Below are 21,894 nucleotides of genomic sequence, written 5' to 3'. Positions count from 1 at the left end.
AGCCGGGAACGCCATCATGATCGCCAGCCTGTGGTTCTGCCTCCGCATCCTCGTGGCCTGGGTGCTGGCGCTGATCGTGCTCGGCGTCCTCTGGTCGAACCTGTTCGGCGGCCCGGGCGCGGTGTTCGTGCTGCTGGTGGTCGGCCTGCTGGTGCTGGCGGCGATCAATACCGCCAGCCACCTGCGCCGGGTCAAGCTGGTGGCCGGTCGCCTGGACCACGACAGCCTGTCCAGCCGCCAGCAGCGCCGGATCGAACTGCCGCTCGATGCCGGGCAGGCCTTCGCACTGGTCGAGTCGGTGGTGGCCGGCTTGCCGCGGGTGATGGACATCGAAAGCTCGCCCGGCAGCCTGCAGGTACGGGCCAGGATCGCGCGCGCCGATTCCTACAACACGCGCCCGCCGTCGCGCTGGAACCCGCTGGCATGGCTGGCGGTCAAGCGCGACCGGGTGTCGGCGACGGTGACGCCGGGCGAGGGCACCAGCAGCGTGGCCTTGCTGTTCGAGCCCGACGCCGGCGCCTGGGTGGACCTGCTGCTGGCCGACGAGGGCAGCAACCGCGAGAACGCCGACGCCATGAGCCGGGCGCTGGGCCAGCGCGTGGCCGAGCAGCGCCGCGACGAGCGCGAATCGGCCGCGCGTACCGAGGCCGAGAAGGAACTGAGCGTGGCGCGCCTGAACCTGCTGCATGCGCAGGTCGAGCCGCACTTCCTCTACAACACGCTGGCCAACGCGCAGGTGCTCACCCGCACCGACCCCGAGCGCGCCGAGCGCATGCTCGGCCACCTGATCCAGTACCTGCGCAGCTCGCTGCCGGGCATCGACCAGTCGCTGTCGACGCTGGGGCAGGAACTGGAGCGGGTGCAGGCCTACCTGGAGATCCTGCGCATCCGCATGGGCGAACGGCTGGCGGTACAGGTGGACGTGCCCGAGGCCCTGCGCGACGTCGCGCTGCCATCGATGGCGCTGCAGACGCTGGTCGAGAACGCGATCAAGCACGGGCTGGAGCCCAAGTCCGGCGGCGGCACCATCTGGCTGCTGGCGCGCGAGGCGGACGGGCAGGTTCACATCACCGTGGCCGACGATGGCCGTGGCTTCGGCGGCAGCAGCAGCGGTACCGGCATCGGCCTGAAGAACCTGCGCGAACGCCTGCGCCTGACCTGCGGGCCGGAGGCGGCCTTCGCCCTGGTGTCCAATTTTCCCAGTGGCGCGGCCGCGACCCTCACCCTGCCGCACAAGGGCGCGTTGCCGCCGGAGTTGCCCCATGCATCTTGATGCCTTGATCGCCGAGGACGAGCCGCTGCTGCGCCAGGCGCTGGCCGCGCAGTTGCAGCGGCTGTGGCCGGAACTGCGCATCGTCGCCGAATGCGAGGACGGCGCCGCCGCGTTGGAGGCGCTGGAAACCCTGAAGCCCGACCTGGCCTTCCTCGACATCCGCATGCCCGGCGTCACCGGCATCGACGTGGCCCGCGCGCTGGAAACCCTGAGCCCGCGGACCCAGGTGGTGTTCGTCACCGCCTACGACCAGTACGCGATCGACGCCTTCGAGCGCGGCGCGGTGGATTACCTGCTCAAGCCGGTGGCCGACGAACGCCTGCTGGCCACGCGCCAGCGCCTGCTCGCGCGCCTGCAGGCCGGCACGCCGGACCGGCAGGTGCTGGACCGGCTGCTGGAGCAGCTGGCGCGGCGCCCGGCGGAGAAGGCCGTCGCGCCGCCGTTGGCGTGGATCACCGCCAGCAGCGGCCGCCAGACGCGGTTGGTGATGCTGGAGGACGTGCTGTATTTCCGCGCCGACAGCAAGTACACCGCCGTGGTCACCGCCAGCGAGGAACTGCTGCTGCGCAGCCCGCTGCGCGAGCTGGCCGATGTGCTGGACCCGCAGTGCTTCCGCCAGGTGCACCGTTCGACCATCGTCAACATGAAGGCGGTGGCGGCGGTGGAGCGCGAGGACAGCGGGCGCGGCGTGCTGCGCTTGAAGGGCCGCAGCGAGACGCTGGTGGTCAGCCAGGCGTTCATGAGCCTGTTCCGCGGCATGTGAGTCCGCGATATACGCGATACACGAGGGAGGAGTGCCATGCATTACCTGACCGTCCTGCTCGGCAGCCTGCTGGCGATGCTGGGCTACCGCGAGCCGCAGGGGCAGACGTCGATCATCCGCGTCAGCGGCGAGGCGGCCGTGCTCAGCCGCACCACGGTGTCCGCCGGCAAGGCCCGGTTCCAGTGCCTGCAGAGCGAGAGCGGCAGCTGCTTCTACCGGCTCTACCGCGAGGAGTGCCGCGACGAGGCCGCCGGCGAGCTGTGCCGGCGGCTGGCGCTGGACGACTTCAGCGTGGGCGTGGGCGGCATGCGTGAAGTGCAGGGGCTGCCGGCCGGCTTCGGCCAGCAGGTGCGGGCCCGCAACGCGCAACGCCGCGACTGAGCGCGGCGTTGCGGGGCAGGTGCGGAGAACGGTGGCGGTCAGAACGCAGGTTGCAGGCGCAGCCCGTCGTCGCCGATGTGGTTGAGCTTGCCGACCAGTTCCGAATGCTGCCGCATGCGGCCGAGCTCGCGCATGATGCGGATGTCCTCGTGGCGCAGCTCGCGGCGGGCGCTCACCGCCTGCTTGTAGTCCAGCACCTCCGGGTAGTGCTGCGCCATCTCCAGCGCCTCGGCCACGGTCTCCACGCTGTCGGCGTCGGAGCTGATGCGCGCGCGGCTGTTGAAGGCCTTCATCCAGCGCTCGAAGCCGGCGGTGTGGTCGAACATGTTGGCCATGAACCAGATCACGAACAGGATCGACACCCACGAGCCGAGCACGATGACCACGCGGGTGAAGGTGATGTGGTAGTCGTCGCTCCACAGGTAGCTGGTGATCAGCCCCAGCACCAGCAACGAGGCGGCCTGCCAGAGCACGATGGAGGCGATCAGCCACTGGCACTTGGCCCGGGCCAGCACGCCCACTTCCTCGCGTATCTGCTCGTCGCTCAGGTTCTTCCAGTGTTCGACCTGTTTCTCGAACGGACTGCGGTACAGCTCATTGTCTTGCAGCAACAACCCCAAACCCTTGAACAACGCGATCATGTCGAGCTCCTGCAGGTACTGAATCTGGAACGAGCGGATACGGCGTGAAACGGTCAGGCGCCTTCATTTCTAGCATTTTCGCGCGGCTTGGCAATGGGGCAGGCGCAGGAAATTTCCGGGCAATGCCGGTGACGGTCAGGGTGTTTTGCGGTGCGTCACGACGCAACCAATGGAAATGAAAGATGAAAGACGCAAGTGATGTTGCGAGCGCACACGAGAATGCCGTGAGTGCCCATACAGGTGCCGGTGGTACCCGAGCGGTACATTCGGAAAGCGACCCGGCCGTAGGTGTCGGGCTTGCCCGGCACGGGGCTTCGTCGGGAAAGCTCCATGCGGGGCGAGCCCCGCATCTACGATCCCCGCATCCACGGTGAGTGCGCCGGGAAAGGGGGGGGACGTGGCGGCAAACGGAAACGGGCGCCGCGGCGCCCGTTTCCATGACCGGTGCGGCAGGTCTGCTTACCAGACCTTCACCCGCTGCTCCGGCGCCAGGTACAGCTGCTGGCCCTGCTTGACGTCGAAGGCCGGGTACCACGCATCGAGGTTGCGCACGGTCAGCGCGCGGAACTGGCCCGGTGCGTGCACGTTGGTCAGCAGCGAGTTGCGCAGCGCCTGCTCGCGCGCCTTGCTGCGCCAGGCCTGGGCGAAGCCGAGGAAGAAGCGCTGGTCCGGCGTGAAGCCTTCCAGCGCCTGCGCCGGCTTGCCCTGCTGCGACAGCACATAGGCGTCGTGCGCGGTGGCCAGCCCGGCCACGTCGGCGATGTTCTCGCCCAGGGTCAGGCGGCCGTTGACGTGCACGCCGGGGAATGGCTCGTAGCCGCCGAACTGCGCGGCCAGCGCGTCGCCGGCGGCGTTGAACTGCTTCAGGTCGTCGGCCGTCCACCAGTTGTGCAGCTTGCCGGTTTCGTCGAACAGCGCGCCGGCGTTGTCGAAGCCGTGGCTGATCTCGTGGCCGATCACCGCGCCGATGGCGCCGTAGTTGACCGCATCGTCGGCCGCGCCGTCGAAGAACGGCGGCTGCAGGATCGCGGCCGGGAACACCAGCCGGTTCTCCAGCGGCACGTTCATCGCGTTGATGGTCTGCGGCAGCATCGCCCATTCGCCGTGGTCCACCGGCTGGCCGAGCTTGGCGAGGTTGCGCCGGTACTCGAACAGCGAAGCGCGCTGCGCGTTGCCCAGCGCGTCGTCGCGCTTCACGTCCAGCGCGCTGTAGTCGCGCCACTTGTCCGGGTAGCCCATGCCGACCTTGAGCCCGGCGACCTTGGCCTGGGCGTGCGCCTTGGTCTGCGGCGACATCCATTCCAGCGCGTCGATGCGCCTGGCGAAGGCGGCGATGATGTTCTTCGCCATCTCGTCGGCGCGCGCCTTGGTGGCGGCGTCGAAGTGGCGCTCGACGTAGATCTTTCCGACCGCCTCGCCGATGGCGTCGTTGGTCCGCGCCACCGCGCGCTTCCAGCGCTCGCTCTGCTGCGGGGTGCCGTTCATCGCGGTGCCGTGGAAGGCGAAGTGCGCATCGGCGAAGGCCTTGGGCAGGTACGGCGCGGCTTCGTCCAGCGCGTGGAAGGCGAGGTAGTCCTTCCACGCGTCCAGCGGTTCGCTGGCGACCAGCCTGGACAGCCCGGCCACGGCCTGCGGCTGCCAGACGATGAAGTCCTGCTGCGCCGAGAGCCCGGCCGCATCGAGGAACGCGGCCCAGTCCATGCCGGGCGCCTTCGCGCCGAGGTCGGCCTGCTTCCACGCATTGGCGCCCTTCTCGACGTCGTTGGTGTCCTCCTGCGTGGCGTGGGCGCGTGCGATCTTCGTTTCCAATGCAACGATGCGCGCGGCCTTGGCCGCGGCGGCGGCGTCGGCGGACAGTTCCAGCAGCCGCGCCACGTAGCCTTGGTAGGCCTTGCGCAGCTCGGCCATGCGCCCGCCTTCCAGGTAGAAGTCGCGGTCGGGCATGCCCAGCCCGCCCTGCACCAGGTAGGGCGCGTTGCGCTGCGGTTGCAGCAGGTCCACCGACACCCACACGCCGAACAGGTGCGGGGTGTAGAAGTTGGTGGCGTTGAGCAGGTCCACGTCTGCGCGCACGCTGCCGCCCAGCGCGCGCGCCAGCGCCTGCCGGTCGCCGATGCCGGCGATGGCCTGCAACTGCGGCTGCAGCGGCGCGATGCCGCGTGCCTCGATGGCGGCCTCGTCCATGTAGGCGGCGTAGTAGTCGCCGACCTTGCGTGCCTCGCCACCGTCGGCGCTGCCGGCTTCCTCCATGATCGCGCGGGTGTCGGCCAGGGTTTTCTCGGCGATTACGTTGAAGCTGCCGTAGCTGGAACGGTCGGCCGGGATCTCGGTGTTCCTGACCCAGCCACCGTTGGCGTAATCGAAGAAGTCGTCGCCGGCGGCGACGCTGCGGTCCATGCCCGCCGCATCGAAGCCGAAGCTGCCCAGTTGCGGCTTCGATGCCGATGCCTGTGCCTGCGGCGTGGATGCGGCCGGGGCGGGGTTCCTGTCGCAGGCGCTCAGGGCGAGGGCGGCGCCGATTGCCAGTACCAGCAGGGGACGTTGCAGGACCATTGGTGTATTACCGGGTTGGTGATGAAGGCCCGAGTTTAAGGGCGTTGGTGCCGCATCGCCGATGCCGGCGCCCGCGCGTGGATGTGCCGAATGCGGGCACTCGGCGGCGATGGCGTGCACGCGGGCTTCACGCCGGCGGTTTTGTGCTGCATGCTGCGGTCGATCCGGGCGTGTACGCGAGGCGGGGTATTCCGGCCTTGCAGGGCGCTGCCTGCTTTTCCGGAGACACGGGTGCCGAAAACGACCAACAGCCGATCACAGATGCGGAGAGCGGCCCGGTGAGCCGGGGCATCGCGCATCCGCTGCGCTCGGTTTCCGTGTTCGGCGCGGTCATCGCGCTGCTGCTGGCGGCCATGTTGGCCGCCATGTTGTGGAGCGACCATGCCAACCGCATGCAGGCCGCGCAACGGCAGAGCATGGCGCTGGCCGCCGGCAGCGACCGCCTGCTGCGGGCCGAGTTGAGCACGATGGAGCGCGCGTTGCGTGGTGCCGCCCGTGATGGTCGCGAGTATTTCCGGCAGACGCCGGAACAGGCGCCCGCGTTGCTGGCGGCAAGCATCCACGGCATGTTGGAACGCAACCCCGACCTGGCCACGATTGCCCTGGTGGACAATGCCGGCAACCCGTTGTCCGGCGGCCGCGGTGACCCGACGTTGCCGCAGTGGATATTGCCGCAGAACCGGGTGATGGACGGTGATCTGTATGTCGGCGGGCTGGAGGCGACCGCCGAAGGTGGCAGGGTGCTGCTGGCCGCAGTGCCGATGCAGCCGGATCAGTGGCTGCTGGCGCGGATACGCCTGGCCGTGTTCCAGCGTGTAGTCAGTGGCCTGGACACGGGGCGGCTCGGGGTGGTTTCGATCGGCAGTCGTGACGGGCACCTGCTGGCGCACAGTCTGGACCCGGCCGCGGTGGAACGCCCGCTGCCGCGCCCGCTGCGGCTGCCGCCGGCCTCGGAGCAGACGTTGGCGCTGGGGGTGGCAGACAGCCCGATGGACGGGGTGCGCCGCATTGTCGCGTTGAGCGTGCCGCGCGACTACCCGTTGTTCCTGTTCGCGGCGTTGTCCTACGACGAGGTGATGGCGCCCTGGCGCACCTACCTGTACGTGGCCATCGGCCTGTTCCTGCTGTACCTGGCCGGCTTCGCCTACCTGTTCCACAGCGTGCGCGGCAATGCGCGGCGGCAGGCACGGTTGACCGACGAACTGCGCGCCGGTGCGGCGGAACTGGCGCTGGCGCACAAGGTCGGCAAGGTCGGCACGTGGTCCATCGAAGGCGATGGCGCGTGGGTCCACTGGTCGGACATCACCCGGCAGATGTTCGGGCTGGAGCTGCGCGGCGCCTCGCTGGAGGCGTTCCTGGGGCAGGTCTGCGACGAGGACCGCGAGCTCCTGCGCGAAGAGCTGGCGCGCGCCTGGAACGGCGAGGAAGCGCTGGACATGACCTACCGCTTCGTGCTGCCCGATGGCGGGCTGCGCTGGCTGTCGGTGCGCGGCGAGCGGGTGGACAGCCAGCGCGGGCGGCGCCTGGCCGGCGCGGTGGTCGACGTCAGCGAGCACCTGCGCAACCAGGAGCGCGCGCAGGAGGCCGAGCGCCAGTTCCGGCTGCTGTTCGACCGCAACCCGGCGCCGTTCTGGATCTTCGATGTGGACACCCTGCAGTTCCTGGAGGTGAACCGCGCGGCGATGGAACAGTACGGCTACAGCCGCGAGGAATTCCTGGCCATGACCATCCTCGACATCCGCCCGGAGGAGGAGTGGAGCGAGGTCAAGCAGGCGCGCGACGATGCGCTCGATGGGCACGGGCGCGCGCTGGCGCCGCGGGTGCGCATGCACCGGCGCAAGGACGGCAGCACCTTCGAGGTGGTCGGGCACATGGCGCAGTTGGAATTCGACGGCCGCGCCGCGTGCCTGACGCTGGCCGAGGACGTCAGCCAGCGGCTGGCCTACGAGCGCGACCTGGCCTATCGCGCCAGCCACGACCCGGACACCGGCCTGTTGACGGTGCGCGCGCTGGCCGAGCAGCTGGATGCCGACGGCGGCGGCTACACCATCCTGCACATCCAACTGCGGGGGCTGCGGCTGGTGACCGACACGCTGGGCCGCGAGGCCGGCGAGGACGTGCTGCAGGCGATGGTCGGCCGGCTCGGCGCGCTGGGCGCGCGGCATGGCCTGACCGCGTGGCAGCCGGCGGAGGACTTCGTGGTCGCGGTGACCGCCGGGCACGACCCGCAGGCGGCGCTGGAGGCCCTGTTGGAAGCGGCGTCCGAACCGGTGCGCGGGCGCGATTCGTTCCACCAGTTGGAGCCGCGGATCGGCGTGGCCAGTTGCCCGGATGACGGCGAGCGCGCCGACCAGGTGCTGGGCCGCGCCGCGCAGGCCGCGCATGCCGCGCGCGAGCAGGGCGTGGTGGTGTCGCGCTTCGACTGCCGCATGGCCGCGCGCCACGCCGAGCGGCTGCAGCTGGCCGGGCGCATCCGCCGGGCCATCGACCGCGACGAATTCGAACTGCACTTCCAGCCGATCCGGCATGCCGCCGACGGCACCCCGGCGCTGCTGGAGGCGCTGCTGCGCTGGCCGCAGCCGGACGGCGGCTTCATCCCGCCGTCCGACTTCATCCAGTTGTGCGAGGACACCGGCCTGATCATCGTGCTCGGCCGCTGGGTGATCCAGGCCGCGGCGCGGGCGCAGCGCGAGCTGGCCGCGCATGGCTGGGCGGGGCTGCCGATCGCGGTCAACGTGTCGGCGGTGCAACTGTTCAACAGCGACCTGCTCGGCGAGTTCGTCGCCGCCACCGAGGCCAACGGGCTGGCGCCGGGCGCGCTGCAGATGGAACTGACCGAGAGCTGCCTGATGCACAACCCGGCGCAGGCGATGCAGGTGCTGAAGAGCCTGAACGCCCGCGGCATCGCGGTGTCGCTGGACGACTTCGGCACCGGCTTCTCCAGCATGTCCTACCTGCAGCACCTGCCGCTGGATTCGCTGAAGATCGACCGCTGCTTCGTCACCGACGTCGAGCGCAACCCGCGCAATGCCGCCATCTGCCGCGCGCTGTTGTCGCTGGGCCACAGCATGGGGCTGGTGGTGATCGCCGAGGGCGTGGAGAACCAGGCGCAGCTGGACTGGCTGGTGGCGCACGGCTGCGACCAGGTGCAGGGCTACCTGCTGGGCCAGCCGATGCCGCTGGCCGAGGTGATCGCGCTGCTGGCGCTGTCGTGCGACGGGGCGTGAGCGGAGACGCCCGCGACCTCCGCCGCCACTCTCCGTAGGTCGGGGCTACGCCCCCGACGCGCCATGCGCAGCGAAGCCGGGGGAGTAGCCCCGTCCCACGGGCAGTGGTTGCAGACCGCCGTCTTCGGCCGTTGGCGGCTGTGGTAGTTTTTTTGCATTCATCCAACCGTCGCTGCCGGCGTCGGCAGCCTGCCGTCGTGGTGGCGACTTCCGTGGAACACGCATGCACACGATTGAAGTCGTTCTGGCGATGCTGGTGGCGGTGGTCGCCAGTGGCTACCTGGTAAGAATCCTCCCCTTTTCCCTGCCGCTGCCGCTGGTGCAGATCGCCCTGGGCGCGCTGATCTCCGGCGTGTTCAAGCGCGGCCACGCGCTGGAGCCGGAGGTGTTCTTCCTGCTGTTCCTGCCGCCGCTGTTGTTCCTGGACGGTTGGCGCATCCCCAAGCAGGGGCTGTTCCGCGACAAGGGCGCGATCGTGGAGCTGGCGTTCGGGCTGGTGGTGTTCACCGTGCTCGGTGCCGGCCTGCTGATCCACTGGCTGATCCCGGTGATGCCGCTGGCGGTGGCGTTCGCGCTGGCAGCGATCATCTCGCCGACCGACCCGGTGGCGGTCGGCGCCATCGCCGCGCGGGTGCCGTTCCCCAAGCGGCTGATGCACATCCTGGAAGGCGAGTCGCTGCTCAACGACGCCTCGGGCCTGGTGTGCTTCAGCTTCGCGGTGGCGGCGGTGATGACCGGCAGCTTCTCGCTGGCGCAGGCGTCGCTGACCTTTCTGTGGGTGGCCTTCGCCGGCCTCGCCATCGGCGTGGTGGTGACCCTGGGCGTGTCCACCCTGCAGCGCTGGCTGTGGCGCCGGTTCGGCGAGGAGCCGGGCGCCGCGCTGCTGGTCAACCTGCTGATCCCGTTCGCCGCCTATCTGCTAGCCGAGGAGTTCGAGGCGTCGGGCATCCTCGCCGCGGTCGCCGCCGGCATCAGCATGAGCTACGTCGAGCTCAGCGGCCGGGTCAGCGGCAGCATGCGGGTACAGCGCACGGCGGTGTGGAACACGGTGCAGTTCAGCTTCAACGGCATCATGTTCGTGCTGCTGGGCGAGCAGCTGCCGGGCATCGTCCAGCGCGCGGTGGCGACGATCTCGGTCACCGGCCACCACGAATGGTGGTGGCTGCTGATCTACGTGACGGCGATCAGCGTGACGCTGGTGCTGCTGCGGCTGGTGTTCGTGTGGCTGTCGCTGCGCTGGAACCTGCTGCGCGCGCGGATGCGCGGCGAACAGCGCGCGCATACGCCGACGCGCGTGGTGCTGGCGATGTCGGTGGCCGGCGTGCGCGGCGCCATCACCCTGGCCGGCGTGCTGACCCTGCCGCTGCTGCTGCCCAGCGGCGAGCCGTTCCCGGCGCGCGACCTGGTGATCTTCCTGGCCGCGGCGGTGATCCTGATATCGCTGCTCGCCGCCAGCGTGCTGCTGCCACGGCTGCTGAAGGGGCTGGAGTTGCCGAAGGACGACAGCGCCCGGCGCGAGGAGGACCTGGCCCGCAAGCTGTCCTCCAAGGCTGCGCTGGTGGCGGTGGAGAAGGTGCGCCAGCAACTGGTGGAGGGCCAGCCCACCGCCCGCATGCAGCTCTACAACGACGCCGCGGCGCGGGTGAGCCTGCTGTACCAGCGCAACCTGGAGAAGGGCCAGGGCCCGGACGAGGACCCGGGCAAGGTGCGGCGCATGGAGCAGGCCTACCGCAGCCTGCGCGCGGCCGGGCTCAACGCCGAGCGCGAGGAGCTGTTCCGGCTGGTCCGGCACGGGCAGCTGTCCGACGAGGTCGCGCGCAGGCTGATCCGCAACCTGGACCTGCTGGAAAGCCGGCAGCGGGATTGAGCGGGGTCCGTGGGCAGCGCCCCTCTTCCTTCGCGGGAGAAGGGCGCCGCGGCCGTGCGCCGGACGCTGCCGGGCGCGGCGTTGCCCGCCTTACTTGTTCAGTTCGAGGAAATACGCTTCCACCGAGCCGTTGATCTTCAGCGTCATCGGGTTGCCGCGGCGGTCGCGGGCCTTGCCGGCCTGCACCCGGATCCAGCCTTCGCTGACCGAATATTCCTCGACGTCGTCGCGCTCGATGCCGTTGAAGCGCACGCCGACGCCGCGCTCGAGCATGGCCGGGTCGTGGAACGGGCTGGTGGGGTTGACCGCCAGGCGGTCGGGAGGGGTATCGCTCATTTTCGGGTTTCGCTGCGGGCCACCGTGGCCGGCTTCGGTGCGCAAGGATACCCGCTGCGCCGGCGCGGCCGCTTCCGCCGGCGCGCGCGCGGCGGCAGAATGCCCGCCATCCCGTGGAAAACCGCCATGCCCGACAACAGCGCCGATTACGAAGATCCCGACGAGCTGCAGCCGACCTTCGACGAGGACGACCACCCGGCACGGGTATGGAACCTGCTGTGGCTGCTCAATCCCGGTGACGAGGAACTGGCGCTGCAGCAGTTCGACGCCTGGCGCGAGGCGCGCGCCGGGGCCGAGCACGAGGCCGGCGACGAGCAGTGGCTGTGGGACCTGAAGGACGCCATCGACTGGCGTTCGGGCTTCTTCGTGGACGGGCAGGACACCGGTTCGCTGGTGGCGGTGATCGACGAGCTGGCCGCGCGCTGGAACCTGCGCGTGGACTGGGGCGGCGACCTGGACGACGAGGATTTCGCCGAGACCATCGACGTACCCGCGCTGCTGGCGACCGCGCATGATCGCCTGCGCGAGCATGGCTACACCCTGTGGACCTGGAACACCGGCGAGGACGCCCATGCCGGCTGGATCGCGCTCCGCCGCGACGACGAGGCGATGCTGGCGCTGTGCTCGCTGCTGGGCGTGGAAGTGCGGCCGGGCAGCGACCCGTTCTGAGCGCCGGCGGCTTGCCGCGTAGCTGCGGGGCTTGCCCCGCAGGCACGGGAGCGGGTGGCAGGGCAGAGTCTGTGGGCGGGAAGAGCCTGCGGGGCAAGCCCCGCAGCTACGGGTTGTATTGCGCGCGCGCGTTGGCGATGACCGCGCGCAGCAGCTCGCGGTCGGTATGCCGGGAGATGCCGCGCGCGCCAAGGGCGATGGCCTGTTCGCGCAGCGGTGCCGGCACGTCGTAGTGCGCGCCGCTGGGGCGGTTCTGGAAGGCGCGGCGCGGGATCCCGAGCCGCTGCGCCAGCGCGTGCAGCTCGGGCAGGGTGTCGGCCATCAGGTGCGCCCAGCGCTCGCCGCGCCAGGGATGCACCGCATCGTCGATGTAGACCGCCACCGTGCGCGGCCCGCGGCTCAGGCCTGCGGCTTGTCGCCGTCGGCGGTTTCGGCCTCGGCTTCGGCTTCGACCCCGCCGTCGGCAACGGCTTCGGCCGGATCGCCGGCCGCCGCGACCGCTTCCTCGCCTTCGACGTTCTCGAACTCGGCGACCTGCGCGGTCAGGTAGTCGTCGGCGCTCACGCCCTGCTCGGCGGCCAGCGCGTCCAGCAGCTGCTGCAGCAGCGGCGAATGTTCCAGGTTGACGGTGCGGCCTTCCTTCTCCTGCACGTTGGCCAGGTGCTTGAGCATGGCCAGCATCGGCACCGGGTTGTCGGCGTTGCCCATCGTCTGCCCGCCGATGGACAGCAGCCATTGCCGGCCCTGCAGGCCGATGGCGGCGACCACGTGGCCTTCCTCGTTGGTCAGCACGGCGTGGTTCTGCACCTGCTGCTGCGCGTCCAGGCGCAGGAACGGACGGCGGGCTTGCTGCTTCTTGCGCTGGTCGCGCTTGGCCTTGGAATTGCGGGACATGGGCTGCTCGGTAAGGGAAAACGGCCGCCATTGTAGGCGGCCGCCCGCGGCGATGCCGGAATGCCGCCGCGCCGGCTAGTCGATGCCGGGCGTGGTGGCGTCCGCCGGCGGCGCCGCGGCCTCGGGAATGGCGGCGGCGTCCGGCGCGTCCAGCGGCACCGCGGCGATGTTCGACAGCGCCGCGGCTTCGGCCTCCCGGGTCATCACCACGATGCTGATGCGGCGGTTGATCGGGTTCTGCGGGTCGGTCTTGTCGAACAGGACCGACGAGGCCAGGCCGACCACGCGCGCCACCTTGGCCTCGTCCATGCCGCCTTCCAGCAGGGCGCGGCGCGCGGCGTTGGCGCGGTCGGCGCTCAGCTCCCAGTTGCTGTAGCCGCTCTGGGTGGAATAGGCGGTGGTGTCGGTGTGGCCGCTGATGCTGATGTGGTTGGGCACCTGGTTGATGAAGCGCGACAGCTCGCGCAGGATCTCGCGCGTGTACGGCATCAGCTTGGCGCTGCCCACGTCGAACATCGGCCGGTTCTGCTTGTCCACGATCTGGATGCGCAGCCCCTCCGGGGTGATGTCCAGCAGCAGCTGGTCCTTGAACGGCTCCAGCGCCTGGCTCTTGTCGATGGCCTCCTCCAGCTCCTGCTTCAGCGCCTCCAGCCGCTGTTTCTCGCGTTCGCGCTCGTCCACCGGGTTGGGGATGGCCTCGCGCTGGTTCTGGAACGGGTCGTTGCTGTTGCCGCGGGAGATGTCGGTGGCGCCGCCGAGCTTGATCATCGAGGTGCTGGCGCCGCCCGGCCCGGCCATGCCCGGTGCCGCGGTGGTGCTGGTGCCGCTGAGCGGGCTGGGGTTGCGGAAGTATTCGGAAATGCCCGCGCGCTCGGGCTGGGTGGTGGAGGCCAGCAGCCACATCACCAGGAAGAAGGCCATCATCGCGGTGACGAAGTCGGCATAGGCCACCTTCCACGAACCGCCGTGGTGGCCGCCGCCCTGCACCTTCTTCACCCGCCGCACGATCACCGTGGGCTTGGCATCGTTGCTCGCCATGGCTTATTTGACCGACTTCAGGTGCTGCTCGAACTCGCTGAAGCCCGGGCGCAGCGCCGAGGGCACGGTCTTGCGGGCGAACTCCAGCGCGATCTTCGGGTTGTAGCCGCGCAGGCAGGCCAGCAGCGCGGTCTTGACCGACTCGTAGATGCGCGCGTCCTGCTCGGCGCGGGCCTCCACCGCGGCCGCGATCGGGCCGATGAAGCCGTAGCCGAGCAGGATGCCGAGGAAGGTGCCGACCAGCGCGCCGGCCACGTGCGCGCCGACCTCCTTGATGTCCCCGCCGATGGCGCCCATGGTGATGACGATGCCCAGCACCGCGGCGACGATGCCGAAACCGGGCAGGCCGTCGGCGACCTTGGTCAGCACGTGCGCCGGCTCCAGCGCCTCGTGGTGGTGCTTGTCCAGTTCCAGCTCCAGCAGCGGCTCCAGCTCGTGCGGCTCGATGTTGCTGCCGATCATCAGCCGCAGGCAGTCGGTGATGAAGTCGATCAGGTGGTGGTCGGCCAGGACCTTGGGGTAGTTGGCGAACAGCGCGCTGCCGGCCGGGTTCTCGACGTGCTCCTCCAGCGACATGAAGCCCTCGCGGCGGGCCTTGTTGAGCAGCTCGTACAGCAGGCTGAGCACGTCCAGGTAGTCGTCGCGCTTGTAGCGTGGCCCCTTGAACACGCCGACCACCGCGCGCAGGGTCTGCCTGACCGTCTTGGCCGGGGTGCCGACCAGGAACGCGCCCAGCGCCGCGCCGCCGATGATGACCAGCTCGAACGGCTGCCACAGCGCGCCGAGTTTCCCGTGCGCGCCGACATAGCCGCCGAGCACGCTGAGGACGACGACGAGCAGACCGACGATGATGAGCATGGGGAACCGGAGCGGAAGGGGGGACACCCCATTGTCGGCCGGACCGGGGATTTCTGTAATGCGAAAACGTGAACTCAGTCGGCGCTTGCCGCTTCGGCGCCGCCGCGCCGCAGCGGGTCGGGCCACGGTGCGCCGCGGTCGACGAAAGACAGCGAAACCGAGTTGAGGCAATGCCTTTCGAACGTCGGCGGCGGCCCGTCGGGGAACACGTGGCCGAGGTGGCTGCCGCAGCGGGCGCAGACGATTTCCGTGCGCTCCATCCCGTGGCTGCGGTCGTGGAGGCGGCGGACGTGGGCCGGGTCGAACGGGGCGAAGAAGCTGGGCCAGCCGGTGCCGGAGTCGAACTTGGCGCTGGAGCGGAACAGCGGCAGCCCGCACAGGCGGCAACAGTAGGTGCCCTCGTGCTTGTTGTCGAGGAACACGCCGCAGAATGGCGCCTCGGTGCCGTGGTGCAGCAGCACGCGCCGCTCCTCCTCGCTCAGCGCATCGACCAGCGCGGCGCGCTGGGCATCGCCGGGAGGCGCCAGGTCGTAACCGGGATGGCGGGCCGCGCCCGCGCCGCCGTTCTCGCTGTTGCCCATCTGCCGCTCCACCTTGCTCGATGCCGAACCGGAAGCATACTCTCGGGTTTCCTGCCGGATCGTAGGGAGACGTGAATGAAACGTGCGCACGCGTTGGCGCTGTTGCTGGCCGCGGCGGTGCCGCTGGCGGCGCAGGCCCAGCTCCGGCAGCCGCCATCGCCCACCGAGACCCGGCCGGTGAGCCTGCCGCAGCCGTCGAGGAGCAACGACGACAAGGCGGGTGAGCGCACGCAACGCGACGAACCGCCGACGGTGGGCAAGCCGCAGGCCTCCACGCCCAGGCCGATTACCCGGCCGGCGGCGCAGCGGCCGGTCTACGACGCGCATGGCCAGCGCATGAACGGCATGCGCCAGGCCGGTGCCAACCGGGTGATGGACACCCGCACCGGCCGCTACTACGACACCGTGCCCAGCGGCGACGGGCAGCGCATCGTCAAGCAGGACGACGGCAGCCCCTGAGCGTCATTCGGCGATCGGCAGGCTCAGGGTTTCCTTGACCTCTTCCATCACGATGTAGCTCTTGGACTCGCGCACGTGCGGCAGGCTCAGCAGGGTGCTGCCGAGCAGCTTGCGGTAGGAGGCCATCTCGTTGATGCGGGCCTTGAGCAGGTAGTCGAAATCGCCCGAGACCAGGTGGCATTCCAGCACGTTGGGCAGCTTCAGCGCGGCGCGGCGGAACTCCTCGAAGATGTCGCCGGACTTGTAGGCCAGCGAGATCTCCACGAACACCAGCAGCCCGGCCTTGACGTACTGCGGGTCCAGCCGCGCGTAGTAGCCGGTGATCACGCCCTCGCGCTCCAGCCGGCGCACGCGCTCGGTGCAGGGCGTGGTGGACAGGCCCACGCGCTCGCCCAGTTCGGTGAAGGAAATGCGGCCCTCGGCCTGCAGGATGCGCAGTATCTTGCGGTCGATCTTGTCCAGTTCGCGGGTGCGGGCGGCCATTCGTTCTCTGCCTCGGGTGGTCGTTGCGGGAAAATACACTGTATTCACCGCTCAATACGGAAAAAACGACTGGATCGGCGTGCCTATACTGCGCCATTCATGGCCCCTGCCTCCGGTTGTGCAGGGAATGATGCGGTCAGGAGAGAGGGTGATGCGGGTTCTGATACTCGGCAGCGGTGTGATCGGCACGACCAGTGCCTGGTACCTGCGGCAGGCGGGCCACGAGGTGACGGTGGTGGACCGGCAGCCCGGCCCGGCGCTGGAGACCAGCTTCGCCAACGCCGGCCAGCTGTCGTTCGGCTACACCTCGCCGTGGGCGGCGCCGGGCGTGCCGCTGAAGGCGATCAAGTGGCTGTTCGAGGAACACGCGCCGCTGGCGATCCGCCCCACCGCCGACCTCGCCCAGTACCGCTGGATGTGGCAGATGCTGCGCAACTGCAGCACCGGCCGCTACGCGATCAACAAGGCGCGCATGGTGCGGGTGTCCGACTACAGCCGCGACTGCATCAATGAACTGTGCGCGGCCACCGGCATCGACTACGAAGGCCGCCAGCTCGGCACCACCCAGCTGTTCCGCACCCGGCAGCAGCTCGACGGCGCGGCCAAGGACATCGCGGTGCTGGCCGAGTACGGCGTGCCCTACGAGGTGCTGGACCGCGCCGGCATCGTCCGCGCCGAGCCGGCGCTGGCGCAGGTGGCCGACAAACTGGTCGGCGCGCTGCGCCTGCCCGAGGACCAGACCGGCGACTGCCAGCTGTTCACCCGCAAGCTGGCCGCGTTGGCCGAGCAGGCCGGCGTCGAGTTCCGCTACGGGCACGACGTGCAGGCGCTGCAACGCGACGGCGACCGCATCACCGGCGTGCGCATCGACGGCACGCTGGAAACCGCCGACCAGTACGTGGTCGCGCTGGGCAGCTACTCGCCGCTGCTGCTGGCGCCGCTGGGCCTGCGCCTGCCGGTGTACCCGCTGAAGGGCTACTCGCTGACCCTGCCGATCACCGACCCGGCGCTGGCGCCCACCTCCACCATCCTCGACGAGAGCTACAAGGTGGCGGTGACCCGCTTCGCCGACCGCATCCGCGTCGGCGGCATGGCCGAGGTGGCCGGCTTCGACCTGTCGCTGGACCCGCGCCGCCGCGCCACGCTGGAAAAGGTGGTCAATGACCTGTACCCGCACGGCGGCGACCTGTCGCGCGCCGAGTTCTGGACCGGCCTGCGCCCGGCCACGCCCGACGGCACCCCGGTGATTGGTGCTACGCCGTACCGCAACCTGTTCCTCAACACCGGCCACGGCACGCTGGGCTGGACGATGGCCGCCGGCTCCGGCCGCTACCTGGCCGACCTGATGGGTGGGCGCACGCCGCAGATCAGCAGCGAGGGGCTGGACATCTTCCGCTACGGCAGCGGGGGACCGCGCTGATGCGCCCGGCACAGGCGCTGATCGATCTGGAGGCGCTGCGCCACAACTACCGGTTGGCGCGGCGACTGGGCGGCGGCAAGGCGCTGGCGGTGATCAAGGCCGACGCCTACGGCCACGGCGCGGTGGCCTGCGCGCGCGCGCTGGAAGCCGAGGCCGATGGCTTCGGCGTGGCCTGCATCGAGGAGGCGCTGGAACTGCGCCGGGCCGGCATCACCAAGCCGGTGCTGCTGCTGGAAGGCTTCTTCGACGCCGCCGAATTGCCGCTGATCGTCGAGCACGGCCTGTGGACCGCGGTGGCCTCGCAATGGCAGGTGGACGCGCTGGCCGCGTTCCGCACCGAGGCGGTGCTGACCGTCTGGCTGAAGCTGGACAGCGGCATGCACCGGCTGGGCCTTTCGGTCGAAGAGTTCCGCGCCGCGCACGCGCGCCTGTCGGCCTTGCCGCAGGTCGGGCCGATGGTGCTGATGAGCCACTTCGCCCGCGCCGACGAACTGGACAGTGCGCGTACGCAGGAACAGGTGGATACCTTCGCCCGTGCCATCGACGGATTGGCCGGCGAAACCAGCCTGTGCAATTCGCCGGCGCTGCTGGGCTGGCCGCAGGTGCGCAGCGACTGGGTGCGGCCGGGGCTGATGCTGTATGGCGCCGACCCGCTGTACCCGCAGCCAAGCCCGCACGCCGCGCAGCTGCGTCCGGTGATGACCCTGCAGTCGCGGGTGATCGCGGTGCGCGAGATCGGCGTCGGCGAGCCGCTGGGCTACGGCGCGCGCTTCGTCGCCGAAAAACCCACGCGCGTGGGCGTGGTGGCGATGGGCTATGCCGATGGCTACCCGCAGTTCGCGCCCAACGGCACCCCGGTGCTGATCGACGGCGTGCCGGGACGGCTGATCGGCCGGGTGTCGATGGACATGCTGACCGTGGACCTCAACGACCACCCGCAGGCCGGGCTGGGCAGCGTGGTGCAGCTGTGGGGCAATGCGCCGACCCTGTCCGAGCTGGCGCCGCGCTGCAACACCAGCGCCTACCGGCTGCCGTGCAGCCTCAAGCGCGCCGAGAAGGTCTATCTGTAGCAAGAAACGTAGGAGCGCACCTTGGTGCGCGATGGGGTATTACCGGGAAAGCCCATCGCGCACCAAGGTGCGCTCCTACGGGCTGGTTTACAGCCCGGCGGTGGCGCGGTCCTCGCGCAGCTCGCGGCGCAGCCAATCGTCGAGCAGGCGCTTCTCGTAGCGCAGCGGGTCGGTGTCGGACAGGCGGGTGCTGCCGTACAGGTAGCCGCTATCCACCAGCTTGCGCTCGCCCTGGTCGAGCACCTGGCCCTGCGCGTCGGTCAGGATGAACTGCAGGCTGATCCGCGGCGGGTAGATGTCGCGCATGAAGCGTACGTCGTCGAAATTGGGTCCATGCCAAGGCTCGTAGTCGCCGGCGCGCTTGATGTCGGTGAGGGTCACCGCCAGCTGCTGGCCTTCGGGCAGCTGCCCGCTGGCGCGCTTGCGCAGGTGCTCGGCCAGCTTAGTCACCCAGTCGCCGCGCTGGGCTTCCCAGCGGTTGCGGCTGTAGCGCAGTTCGGTGAAACCGGCCGGGTCGTTCCACTGCACCTGCACCGGGCCCTCGGCGGGCAGGGCGCGCGGTGCCTGCGGGTCGGCCACGTTGTTGGCGGGGCGGGCATCGGCGATACCGGCCACGAGCAGGCCGGCCAGCGCCAGCCCGGCAAATGTCGTGCTTTTCATCGCTGTCTCCGTTGGCGGGATACCCCGAGTGTGGGCGCGAACGTGGGGCCGGACAATGGTTTCGGCGGCGGCCGGCGGCGCCGGGTTGCGGATGGTTCATCGTTGGGCCACGCCGGCCGGCGGGCACGGGACCCCGGGCCGGTAGAATGCGCGTTCGCTTTGACCCGGCACCGGCATGTCCGCTTCGCACGACGCTCCCCTGCAGACCCTTTTCCTTCCCTTCGCCCACGGCACGCTGGACTGGCCGCAGGGGCCGGTGCTGTTCCTGCGCGCCCGCGAAGGCTGGCCGCCGCGCGAGCATGCCGCTACCGGGCAACTGGTCTGCGTGCAGAGCTTCCGCCCGTTCGCGCAGGCGCTGGAGCGCGGCGGCTGGGAGGTGCGCGACGAGGCGGCGCTGGAAACCACGGACGCGCGCTACCCGCTGGTGCTGGTGCTGCCGCCGCGCCAGCGCGACGAGGCCCGCGCGCTGCTGGCGCGGGCGCTGGAACGGGTGGCGCCGGGCGGCGTGCTGGTGGCCTGCCAGTCCAACAACGAGGGCGCGCGCTCCGGCGAAAGCGACCTGCAGCAACTGGCCGGGCTCGGCGGCAAGCTGACCAAGAACCACTGCCGCGTGTTCTGGACCGCGCCGCTGGAGGGCGGCCACGACGAGGCGCTGCGCAAGCGCTGGGCCGCGCTGGATGCGCCGCGCGCCATCCTCGACGGCCGCTTCCACAGCCGCCCCGGCGTGTTCGCCTGGGACCGCATCGACCCGGCCTCGGCGCTGCTGGCCGAACAACTGCCGGCCGACCTGGCCGGGCATGGCGCCGACCTCGGCGCCGGCTGGGGCTACCTGTCGGCCGAGGTGCTGGCGCGCTGCCCGAAGGTCGCCGCGCTGGACCTGTACGAAGCCGAATCGCGCGCGCTGGAACTGGCCCGCCGCAACCTCGCCGGCAGCGCCGCGCAGCTGGATTTCTGCTGGCACGACGTCACCGCCGGCATCGACGGCCGTTACGACTTCATCGTCTCCAACCCGCCGTTCCACACCCCGGCGCGCGAGGACCGGCCCGACATTGGCCAGCGCTTCATCGCCGTGGCCGCGCAGGCGCTGCGCCCCGGCGGGCGGCTGTTCATGGTCGCCAACCGGCACCTGCCCTACGAGCAGATCCTCAACGACAGCTTCGGGCAGGTGCGGGTGGCCGCCGAGCGCGACGGTTTCAAGGTCATCGTCGGCACCCGCGGGGGCCGCGCATGAAGCTGGTCAAGCACATCGCCAATCTCGGCTACGGCAGCCGCAAGCAGGTGCAGCTGATGTTCCGCGAGGGCCGCGTCACCGACGCCGATGGCGAGGTGCTGTACGCCGACGACAAGGTGGAACATGACGCCATCCGCATCGACGGCGAGCCGCTGGACCCGCCGCCGGGCCTGACCCTGATGCTGCACAAGCCGACCGGCTATACCTGCTCGACCAAGGACCACGGCCGGCTGATCTACGACCTGTTCCCGCCGCGCTTCCGCGAGCGCTCGCCGCTGCTGTCGCCGGTGGGGCGGCTGGACCGCGACACCAGCGGCCTGCTGCTGCTGACCGACGACGGCGCGCTGCTGCACCGGATCGTGTCGCCGAAGTCGAAGCTGGACAAGGTGTACGAGACGCAACTGGCGCAGGACCTGCGTGGCGACGAAGCGGCCACCTTCGCCAGCGGAACGCTGATGCTGGAATCGGAGGACAAGCCGCTGCTGCCGGCCGAACTGGAAACGCTCGGTCCGCGTAGCGCGCGGCTGACCCTGCACGAAGGCCGCTACCACCAGGTGCGGCGCATGTTCGCCGCGGTCGGCAACCACGTCGAAGCGCTGCACCGCAGCCGCGTCGGCGGGCTGGGGCTGGGCGAGCTGGCGGAAGGGCAGTGGCGGGCGTTGTCCGCGGCCGACCTCGAGACCCTGTTCGGAGCAATGCCGTGATCGCGCTGGCGACGCTGCCGCAGGCGGTGGTCTTCGACATGGACGGGCTGATGCTCGACAGCGAGCGCGCGCTGCTGGGCTGCCTCGCGCAGGCGGGCGGCGCGGCCGGCCACGACTTGCCGGAAGATTTCCTGCTGTCGCTGATCGGCTCCAGCGACGCGCATACCCGCGCGCGCATCGCCGGCCGCGTCGGCATGGATGCAGTCGATGCGCTGCTGCACGACTCGTATGCGCGCTACGACGGCATCGTCGCCGCCGGCGTGCCGCACCGGCCCGGCATCATCGAGCTGCTCGACACGCTGGCCACCCACGGCATCCCGCGTGCGGTAGCCACCTCTACCCGCCGTCCGCTGGCGCTGCGCAAGCTCGAAGCCGCCGGCCTGCTGCGCTACTTCGAGCACGTGGCGACCAGCAGCGACGTCGCCCACCCCAAGCCGGCGCCGGACATCTACCTGCTGGCCGCGCGCAAGCTGGGCGTGGACCCGGCGCAGTGCCTGGCGCTGGAGGATTCGCCCACCGGCGTGCGCGCCGCGCTGGCCGCCGGCATGCACGTCATCCAGATTCCCGACCTGCTGGTGCCGGACGAAGGCGTACGCGCGCTGGGCCACCGCATTGCCGACTCGCTGCACGAGGTGCGTGGGTTGTTGCAGCCGCTGTTGACCTTGCCGGCCTGAGGCTGCTTGCGACGTAGGTCGGGGCTACGCCCCCGACGGCTTCGTGTCCCATGCCTAGAGCGTCGGGGGCGTAGCCCCGACCTACGGACTGTCGTAGGAGTCAACTGTCATT

Annotated in this window: 22 protein-coding genes; 12 read left to right on the top strand and 10 right to left on the bottom strand. The window is 70.2% G+C overall.

Features of this window, described 5'->3' with window-relative positions:
• The first annotated feature begins 16 nt into the window (after positions 1-16).
• From ABB34_RS08840 to ABB34_RS08830, 3 genes are read left to right on the top strand one after another with little or no spacing between them, the layout of a single operon-like run.
• Complete coding sequence (locus ABB34_RS08840; RefSeq protein ID WP_057640952.1) at positions 17-1,273, top strand: sensor histidine kinase; 1,257 nt, start codon at positions 17-19, stop codon at positions 1,271-1,273.
• The gene (locus ABB34_RS08835) at positions 1,263-2,036 is read left to right on the top strand and encodes a LytR/AlgR family response regulator transcription factor (protein ID WP_057640951.1); all 774 of its coding nucleotides are present in this window, start codon (positions 1,263-1,265) and stop codon (positions 2,034-2,036) included. Before ABB34_RS08840 ends, ABB34_RS08835 begins: the two co-directional genes overlap by 11 nt.
• A 36-nt stretch (positions 2,037-2,072) precedes the next feature.
• Positions 2,073-2,417, top strand: coding sequence for a hypothetical protein (locus tag ABB34_RS08830; protein ID WP_057640950.1), 345 nt, complete (start codon positions 2,073-2,075; stop codon positions 2,415-2,417).
• A gap of 38 nt (positions 2,418-2,455) precedes the next feature.
• Here the strand turns inward: ABB34_RS08830 and ABB34_RS08825 are convergent, their stop codons facing one another.
• Both ABB34_RS08825 and ABB34_RS08820 read right to left on the bottom strand, forming a co-directional pair.
• Complete coding sequence (locus ABB34_RS08825) at positions 2,456-3,058, bottom strand: hypothetical protein (RefSeq protein ID WP_057640949.1); 603 nt, start codon at positions 3,056-3,058, stop codon at positions 2,456-2,458.
• A gap of 459 nt (positions 3,059-3,517) precedes the next feature.
• On the bottom strand, positions 3,518-5,611 hold the full coding sequence (locus tag ABB34_RS08820) for a M13 family metallopeptidase (RefSeq protein WP_057640948.1): 2,094 nt from the start codon (positions 5,609-5,611) through the stop codon (positions 3,518-3,520).
• 278 nt (positions 5,612-5,889) lie between these two features.
• Here ABB34_RS08820 and ABB34_RS08815 point away from each other — a divergent pair, with 278 nt between their 5' ends.
• Entirely contained in the window at positions 5,890-8,838 is a 2,949-nt protein-coding gene (locus ABB34_RS08815; protein WP_057640947.1) for a bifunctional diguanylate cyclase/phosphodiesterase, read from the top strand.
• Between the two features lie 223 nt (positions 8,839-9,061).
• The gene (locus ABB34_RS08810; protein ID WP_057640946.1) at positions 9,062-10,705 is read left to right on the top strand and encodes a Na+/H+ antiporter; all 1,644 of its coding nucleotides are present in this window, start codon (positions 9,062-9,064) and stop codon (positions 10,703-10,705) included.
• Positions 10,706-10,795: 90 nt separating this feature from the next.
• Here the strand turns inward: ABB34_RS08810 and ABB34_RS08805 are convergent, their stop codons facing one another.
• A complete protein-coding gene (locus ABB34_RS08805) occupies positions 10,796-11,041 on the bottom strand; it encodes a DUF3297 family protein (RefSeq protein ID WP_057640945.1) in 246 nt (81 codons plus the stop codon).
• 126 nt (positions 11,042-11,167) lie between these two features.
• Here ABB34_RS08805 and ABB34_RS08800 point away from each other — a divergent pair, with 126 nt between their 5' ends.
• On the top strand, positions 11,168-11,710 hold the full coding sequence (locus tag ABB34_RS08800) for a DUF6630 family protein (RefSeq protein WP_057640962.1): 543 nt from the start codon (positions 11,168-11,170) through the stop codon (positions 11,708-11,710).
• A gap of 106 nt (positions 11,711-11,816) precedes the next feature.
• Here ABB34_RS08800 and ABB34_RS08795 read toward each other — a convergent pair whose 3' ends face one another.
• From ABB34_RS08795 to msrB, 5 genes are all read right to left on the bottom strand, one after another.
• A complete protein-coding gene (locus ABB34_RS08795; protein ID WP_057640944.1) occupies positions 11,817-12,092 on the bottom strand; it encodes a DUF4031 domain-containing protein in 276 nt (91 codons plus the stop codon).
• 17 nt (positions 12,093-12,109) lie between these two features.
• Positions 12,110-12,604 carry a hypothetical protein gene (locus ABB34_RS08790; protein WP_057640943.1) on the bottom strand — a complete coding sequence of 165 codons (495 nt, stop codon included), beginning with the start codon at positions 12,602-12,604 and terminating at the stop codon, positions 12,110-12,112.
• 75 nt (positions 12,605-12,679) lie between these two features.
• Entirely contained in the window at positions 12,680-13,642 is a 963-nt protein-coding gene (gene motB, locus ABB34_RS08785) for a flagellar motor protein MotB (RefSeq protein WP_057640942.1), read from the bottom strand.
• 3 nt (positions 13,643-13,645) lie between these two features.
• A complete protein-coding gene (gene motA / locus ABB34_RS08780) occupies positions 13,646-14,500 on the bottom strand; it encodes a flagellar motor stator protein MotA (RefSeq protein WP_057640941.1) in 855 nt (284 codons plus the stop codon).
• A gap of 74 nt (positions 14,501-14,574) precedes the next feature.
• A complete protein-coding gene (msrB, locus tag ABB34_RS08775) occupies positions 14,575-15,081 on the bottom strand; it encodes a peptide-methionine (R)-S-oxide reductase MsrB (protein ID WP_057640940.1) in 507 nt (168 codons plus the stop codon).
• 75 nt (positions 15,082-15,156) lie between these two features.
• Between msrB and ABB34_RS08770 the strand changes: the two genes are divergently transcribed.
• Positions 15,157-15,540: a hypothetical protein gene (locus tag ABB34_RS08770; RefSeq protein ID WP_057640939.1), complete on the top strand. Its 384-nt coding sequence runs from the start codon at positions 15,157-15,159 to the stop codon at positions 15,538-15,540.
• Positions 15,541-15,543: 3 nt separating this feature from the next.
• Here ABB34_RS08770 and ABB34_RS08765 read toward each other — a convergent pair whose 3' ends face one another.
• Positions 15,544-16,023: a winged helix-turn-helix transcriptional regulator gene (locus ABB34_RS08765; RefSeq protein WP_057640938.1), complete on the bottom strand. Its 480-nt coding sequence runs from the start codon at positions 16,021-16,023 to the stop codon at positions 15,544-15,546.
• A 151-nt stretch (positions 16,024-16,174) separates the two neighbouring features.
• Here ABB34_RS08765 and ABB34_RS08760 point away from each other — a divergent pair, with 151 nt between their 5' ends.
• Positions 16,175-17,443, top strand: a complete 1,269-nt coding sequence (locus ABB34_RS08760; protein WP_057640937.1) for a D-amino acid dehydrogenase — start codon at positions 16,175-16,177, stop codon at positions 17,441-17,443.
• Positions 17,443-18,513 (top strand): alanine racemase, encoded by a 1,071-nt coding sequence (gene alr, locus ABB34_RS08755; protein WP_057640936.1) that lies wholly within the window; start codon positions 17,443-17,445, stop codon positions 18,511-18,513. Before ABB34_RS08760 ends, alr begins: the two co-directional genes overlap by 1 nt.
• 87 nt (positions 18,514-18,600) lie before the next feature.
• On the opposite strand, the gene ABB34_RS08750 is transcribed toward alr, so the two are convergent.
• Positions 18,601-19,173, bottom strand: a complete 573-nt coding sequence (locus ABB34_RS08750) for a DUF3016 domain-containing protein (RefSeq protein ID WP_057640935.1) — start codon at positions 19,171-19,173, stop codon at positions 18,601-18,603.
• A gap of 175 nt (positions 19,174-19,348) precedes the next feature.
• Between ABB34_RS08750 and ABB34_RS08745 the strand changes: the two genes are divergently transcribed.
• Genes ABB34_RS08745 through ABB34_RS08735 form a run of 3 tightly spaced genes read left to right on the top strand, consistent with a single transcriptional unit; the run spans position 19,349 to position 21,782 of the window.
• The gene (locus tag ABB34_RS08745; RefSeq protein ID WP_057640934.1) at positions 19,349-20,404 is read left to right on the top strand and encodes a class I SAM-dependent methyltransferase; all 1,056 of its coding nucleotides are present in this window, start codon (positions 19,349-19,351) and stop codon (positions 20,402-20,404) included.
• Complete coding sequence (locus ABB34_RS08740; protein ID WP_057640933.1) at positions 20,401-21,108, top strand: pseudouridine synthase; 708 nt, start codon at positions 20,401-20,403, stop codon at positions 21,106-21,108. Before ABB34_RS08745 ends, ABB34_RS08740 begins: the two co-directional genes overlap by 4 nt.
• 38 nt (positions 21,109-21,146) lie before the next feature.
• A complete protein-coding gene (locus tag ABB34_RS08735; RefSeq protein ID WP_057640961.1) occupies positions 21,147-21,782 on the top strand; it encodes an HAD family hydrolase in 636 nt (211 codons plus the stop codon).
• Positions 21,783-21,894: the final 112 nt, after the last annotated feature.

The sequence above is a fragment of the Stenotrophomonas daejeonensis genome (assembly GCF_001431505.1).
In the GTDB taxonomy this organism is placed as follows: Bacteria; Pseudomonadota; Gammaproteobacteria; order Xanthomonadales; family Xanthomonadaceae; genus Stenotrophomonas; species Stenotrophomonas daejeonensis.
Note: the sequence above shows the minus strand (reverse complement) of the source record. Positions and strands in the feature narration are given on the sequence as shown.

Coding starts and splice junctions, on each gene's coding strand:
- ABB34_RS08840 (WP_057640952.1), top strand. CDS start 17: ATGATCGCCAGCCTGTGGTTCTGCCTCCGCATCCTCGTGGCCTGGGTG.
- ABB34_RS08835 (WP_057640951.1), top strand. CDS start 1,263: ATGCATCTTGATGCCTTGATCGCCGAGGACGAGCCGCTGCTGCGCCAG.
- ABB34_RS08830 (WP_057640950.1), top strand. CDS start 2,073: ATGCATTACCTGACCGTCCTGCTCGGCAGCCTGCTGGCGATGCTGGGC.
- ABB34_RS08825 (WP_057640949.1), bottom strand. CDS start 3,058: ATGATCGCGTTGTTCAAGGGTTTGGGGTTGTTGCTGCAAGACAATGAG.
- ABB34_RS08820 (WP_057640948.1), bottom strand. CDS start 5,611: ATGGTCCTGCAACGTCCCCTGCTGGTACTGGCAATCGGCGCCGCCCTC.
- ABB34_RS08810 (WP_057640946.1), top strand. CDS start 9,062: ATGCACACGATTGAAGTCGTTCTGGCGATGCTGGTGGCGGTGGTCGCC.
- ABB34_RS08805 (WP_057640945.1), bottom strand. CDS start 11,041: ATGAGCGATACCCCTCCCGACCGCCTGGCGGTCAACCCCACCAGCCCG.
- ABB34_RS08800 (WP_057640962.1), top strand. CDS start 11,168: ATGCCCGACAACAGCGCCGATTACGAAGATCCCGACGAGCTGCAGCCG.
- ABB34_RS08790 (WP_057640943.1), bottom strand. CDS start 12,604: ATGTCCCGCAATTCCAAGGCCAAGCGCGACCAGCGCAAGAAGCAGCAA.
- motB (WP_057640942.1), bottom strand. CDS start 13,642: ATGGCGAGCAACGATGCCAAGCCCACGGTGATCGTGCGGCGGGTGAAG.
- motA (WP_057640941.1), bottom strand. CDS start 14,500: ATGCTCATCATCGTCGGTCTGCTCGTCGTCGTCCTCAGCGTGCTCGGC.
- msrB (WP_057640940.1), bottom strand. CDS start 15,081: ATGGGCAACAGCGAGAACGGCGGCGCGGGCGCGGCCCGCCATCCCGGT.
- ABB34_RS08770 (WP_057640939.1), top strand. CDS start 15,157: ATGAAACGTGCGCACGCGTTGGCGCTGTTGCTGGCCGCGGCGGTGCCG.
- ABB34_RS08765 (WP_057640938.1), bottom strand. CDS start 16,023: ATGGCCGCCCGCACCCGCGAACTGGACAAGATCGACCGCAAGATACTG.
- ABB34_RS08760 (WP_057640937.1), top strand. CDS start 16,175: ATGCGGGTTCTGATACTCGGCAGCGGTGTGATCGGCACGACCAGTGCC.
- alr (WP_057640936.1), top strand. CDS start 17,443: ATGCGCCCGGCACAGGCGCTGATCGATCTGGAGGCGCTGCGCCACAAC.
- ABB34_RS08750 (WP_057640935.1), bottom strand. CDS start 19,173: ATGAAAAGCACGACATTTGCCGGGCTGGCGCTGGCCGGCCTGCTCGTG.
- ABB34_RS08745 (WP_057640934.1), top strand. CDS start 19,349: ATGTCCGCTTCGCACGACGCTCCCCTGCAGACCCTTTTCCTTCCCTTC.
- ABB34_RS08740 (WP_057640933.1), top strand. CDS start 20,401: ATGAAGCTGGTCAAGCACATCGCCAATCTCGGCTACGGCAGCCGCAAG.
- ABB34_RS08735 (WP_057640961.1), top strand. CDS start 21,147: ATGGACGGGCTGATGCTCGACAGCGAGCGCGCGCTGCTGGGCTGCCTC.